The sequence below is a fragment of the Celeribacter marinus genome (assembly GCF_965656515.1).
Taxonomy (GTDB): Bacteria; Pseudomonadota; Alphaproteobacteria; order Rhodobacterales; family Rhodobacteraceae; genus Celeribacter; species Celeribacter marinus_D.
The window spans coordinates 77396-81183 of sequence record NZ_CBFHKW010000004.1; the positions used below are offsets into that span (position 1 = coordinate 77396).

Genomic DNA, 3788 nt, shown 5'->3' on the forward strand with positions numbered 1-3788 from the left:
GTGATGAAATCACCCGCTTCGACACCTGCGATGTCGGCGGGGGTGCCATCCATCGGCGCAACAACTTTGACGAAACCTTCCTCCTGCGTCACCTCGATACCCAGACCACCAAACGAACCGGACGTCTGAACCTGCATCGCTGCGGCATCTTTGGGCGACAAGTAGGACGAGTGTGGATCAAGAGACGATAACATCCCGTCAATCGCAGACTCGATCAGCGCTTCTTCGTCAACGGGTTCGACATATTGAGCACGGATCCGCTCAAACACATCCCCGAACAAATCAAGCTGCTCATACACATTGGTCGTCTTTTCGGCCTCCTGCGCGATCAGGGGTCCGGCAAACTGAGTCGTAATCAGTGTTCCCGCGAGGATACCCGCGACGCCTGCCATCATGTGCTTTTTCATGCGTATTCCTCTCTCGGGACATGAGTCCCTCGTGTATCCATTCGACCGAAAATCGGCCTACTGTGTGAACCACACTGCCGGATCAACCGGCTGTCCACCTTCTCTTACCTCAATATAAAGCGTTTCGGAAAGACCTGCACCAGTCCCATCCTCGGCATTTTCAACAAAAGCCGCGAGATCAAGGGCAACGCCCCCCATCAAACCGATTGCTGCGCCCTCAGGAATAACCTCTCCGATTTCGCCGTACACCTCTTCTAATCCAGCCAAAACCAACAATACATCATTGCTTGGCTCAAGGATCATCACGTTTCCGTAGTCTAAGAATTCGCCATGATAACGCACGGTGGCAGACCAAGGACTGGTTACAAGAGACAACTGACGTGTCGCAACGAGAACGCCAGGGCGCGCCACGCCCGCCGCATCTGCCTCATTGAACCCGCGCAAAATACGGCCGCGCACCGGCATCGGCCACGTCCCTTTTGTAGCCCCGAAATCAGGCAGCGGCGCAACCCCATCGACAACATCCATAACCGCCAAACCGGAGGCAAAGGATTCCAGCGTTTCCGAGCTTTCAATAAGGGTTCGAAGTCGCTCGCTATCGGTCACAAAGCGCTTGGGCAAATCCACACGGTCGGACATCGCCTGACTAAGTTCCGTGCGTGCCTGCTGAGCATCTTTGAGGCCGACAGACAGTGTCGCTACCGCTTCGTCTTGCAGTTCACGCAGGATCGTTGCTTCTTGCAACTGAACTCTCAAAACGTCCGCGGCCTCTTGCATTGCGGGCGTAACAGACGACACTAACATGCCTGCCCGCGCGTGCCCAAGCGGGCCCGTTGGATGAACAAGCGCTTCAGGAGTCGCATCGGGCTGTAATGTGACCAAAACTCCGAGGAGTGCGGCCACTTGACCGCTTTCATCCTCAAAGGCCTCTGATAATTCGGCTTCGCGGAGTGATATTTGACGAAGGCCCGCACGCATCGCCTCAAGCCCCTCTTCGTAGGCGCGGATCACGCTACTCAATGCCTTGACGCGGTTGGATGCGCCATCCGCCGCTTCCAGCTGTGCGTGAGCGGCTGCAAATTGTTCGCGTGCCGCTTGAGCAAGGGCGACCGGACTTGCCGGTTGCGCCACCGCGCTGCTTATGCCGACAAGCAAAGTGAGGACTATTGCGCCTGTCAATTTCATCTTTGAATTAACGTCCGACCAGTCATTTCATCTGGCAAAGGCAACCCCATAAGATCAAGCAGTGTTGGCGCAACATCGGCCAAACGTCCGCCCTCCCGCAAGGATGTATTTTGCGGACCATTAAAGACGATCACGGGCACAGGGTTTGTCGTATGTGCCGTATGGGCGCCGCCCGTCACGGGATCGATCATAGTCTCGCAATTTCCGTGATCCGCGATCACCACCATCGCGCCGCCCACCCGTTCGAGCGCATTGATGACCTGACCAAGCCCCTGATCCACGGCCTCACAGGCCTTCATTGCGGCCTGTAAATCGCCAGTATGGCCAACCATGTCGGGATTTGCGTAGTTAGTAACGATAAGATCATAACCAGCGTCGATCGCACCGACAAACTTTTCGGTGACTTCGGGCGCACTCATTTCCGGCTGTAGATCATAGGTTGCGACCTTAGGCGACTGCGGCATAAAGCGATCTTCGCCTTTCTCGGCAGCTTCCTTGCCACCATTCAAAAAGAACGTGACATGCGGATATTTCTCCGTTTCTGCGAGGCGGAATTGGCGCAAACCCTGCGTTGCAACCCACTCCCCAAGCGTATTGGATATTTCGCCCTTAGGGTACGCAACACCCATGTATGCATTATGCTCAGTCGAATACTGGACCATACCAAGCAAAGCGGCGAATTTCGGGCGCGGCCCCGTCTCGAATTCTGCGAAATCCGGCTCACCAATGGCGCGCAAGATCTCACGTGCGCGGTCCGCGCGGAAATTCAGGCAAAACACACCATCCCCGTCTGTTGCACCCGCGTAGTCACCGATCACCGTGGCCTTGACGAATTCGTCAGTCTCGCTCCGCGCATAAGATTCTTGGATTGCCTCAATCGGCGTCGCTGCGCGCTCGATCCCCTTGCCGTTAATAATCGCAAAATACGCTTGGCTGACGCGCTCCCAACGGTTGTCGCGATCCAGTGCAAAATAGCGCCCAATTACCGTACCTATCGCAACACCTTCGGGAAGGCGGGCCACAAAATCCGACATGAACGTATCGGCGGATTTCGGGGCGACATCGCGCCCGTCTGTAATCGCGTGAATAATCACTGGCACACCACGATCTGCAACTGCTTTAGCTGCGGCAAGCGTGTGCTCGATATGGCCATGCACGCCGCCATTGGAAATCACGCCCATGAGATGGGCCGTACCACCGCTCATCTTTAACGTCTCGCAAAACCGGATAATTTCGGAATTGTCGAAAAAGGAACCGTCCTCGATCGCCAAGTCAATTTGACCCAGATCCATAGCCACGACACGGCCTGCGCCGATATTCGTGTGACCAACTTCCGAGTTGCCCATCTGACCGGACGGCAGACCGACATCGGGGCCGTAGGTGATCAATGTACTGTGCGGACAGTTCTCCATGAGACGGTCAAAATTCGGGGTGTCTGCCAAATCCGGCGCACTTGAATCACCGGTCGGACTAATTCCCCAACCATCTAAAATGCAAAGGACGACGGGTTTTGGTGCGGCCATGATCGGCTCCTGTCTTTTTCTCTAATCACGTTCTAGCGCTGGGATTTGCCCGCGTGAACCTTAGACAACAAAATTGCGGACAAAATATATGCCCTAAACTCGATGGTAGGGCGACCCCGCAAGGATCGACGCCCCACGATAAAGCTGTTCAGTGAGCATGGCGCGGACAAGCATGTGCGGCCAAACCATTTTTCCAAGAGAAATTGAAAAGTCGGATTGCGCCCGCAAGGCGGGATCAATGCCATCAGCGCCGCCAATAACGAACGCGACATCTTGGCATCCGTTATCGCGCCACTGTGCCAACTTGTCTGCAAATTCCGGAGATGTAAGCGTCTTGCCGCGCTCATCCATCGTGACAATCATCGCGCCCTTAGGGATCGCGCGCTCTAATAGCGCAGCTTCGGCAGGCATGCCTCCACCTTTTTTATCTTCGACTTCGTTGAGGGAGAGCGGGCCGAGGCCCAATGCGCGCCCCGTCCGATCAAATCGTGTCGTGTAGTCATCAATGAGAGTCGCTTCTGGGCCGGAACGGAGCCGGCCCACAGCGCAAATATGAACGCGCATCAGCTCTTGGTCGCTTTGGTCGCCGCCTCATCTGTCGGCAGCCACATCTTCTCCAGCTGATAGAATTCGCGCACTTCCGGACGGAAGATATGAACGACAACATCGCCCG

General features: G+C 55.6%; 5 protein-coding genes. All 5 read right to left on the bottom strand.

The genetic code is table 11. The features are described from left to right. On the bottom strand, positions 1-407 hold a 407-nt coding region (locus ACTG34_RS01975), incomplete at its 3' end, for a S41 family peptidase (protein ID WP_439103366.1). A 57-nt stretch (positions 408-464) separates the two neighbouring features. Continuing rightward, positions 465-1592 carry a murein hydrolase activator EnvC family protein gene (locus tag ACTG34_RS01980; protein WP_439103367.1) on the bottom strand — a complete coding sequence of 376 codons (1128 nt, stop codon included), beginning with the start codon at positions 1590-1592 and terminating at the stop codon, positions 465-467. Next, the gene (gpmI, locus tag ACTG34_RS01985) at positions 1589-3115 is read right to left on the bottom strand and encodes a 2,3-bisphosphoglycerate-independent phosphoglycerate mutase (RefSeq protein WP_439103368.1); all 1527 of its coding nucleotides are present in this window, start codon (positions 3113-3115) and stop codon (positions 1589-1591) included. Before gpmI ends, ACTG34_RS01980 begins: the two co-directional genes overlap by 4 nt. Before the next feature lie 93 nt (positions 3116-3208). Continuing rightward, positions 3209-3679 carry a 23S rRNA (pseudouridine(1915)-N(3))-methyltransferase RlmH gene (rlmH, locus tag ACTG34_RS01990; RefSeq protein ID WP_439103369.1) on the bottom strand — a complete coding sequence of 157 codons (471 nt, stop codon included), beginning with the start codon at positions 3677-3679 and terminating at the stop codon, positions 3209-3211. Continuing rightward, positions 3679-3788: RsfS/YbeB/iojap family protein (locus ACTG34_RS01995; RefSeq protein WP_439103373.1), on the bottom strand; the 110-nt coding region annotated here is incomplete at its 5' end. The genes rlmH and ACTG34_RS01995, both read right to left, overlap by 1 nt.

Coding starts and splice junctions, on each gene's coding strand:
- ACTG34_RS01980 (WP_439103367.1), bottom strand. CDS start 1,592: ATGAAATTGACAGGCGCAATAGTCCTCACTTTGCTTGTCGGCATAAGC.
- gpmI (WP_439103368.1), bottom strand. CDS start 3,115: ATGGCCGCACCAAAACCCGTCGTCCTTTGCATTTTAGATGGTTGGGGA.
- rlmH (WP_439103369.1), bottom strand. CDS start 3,679: ATGCGCGTTCATATTTGCGCTGTGGGCCGGCTCCGTTCCGGCCCAGAA.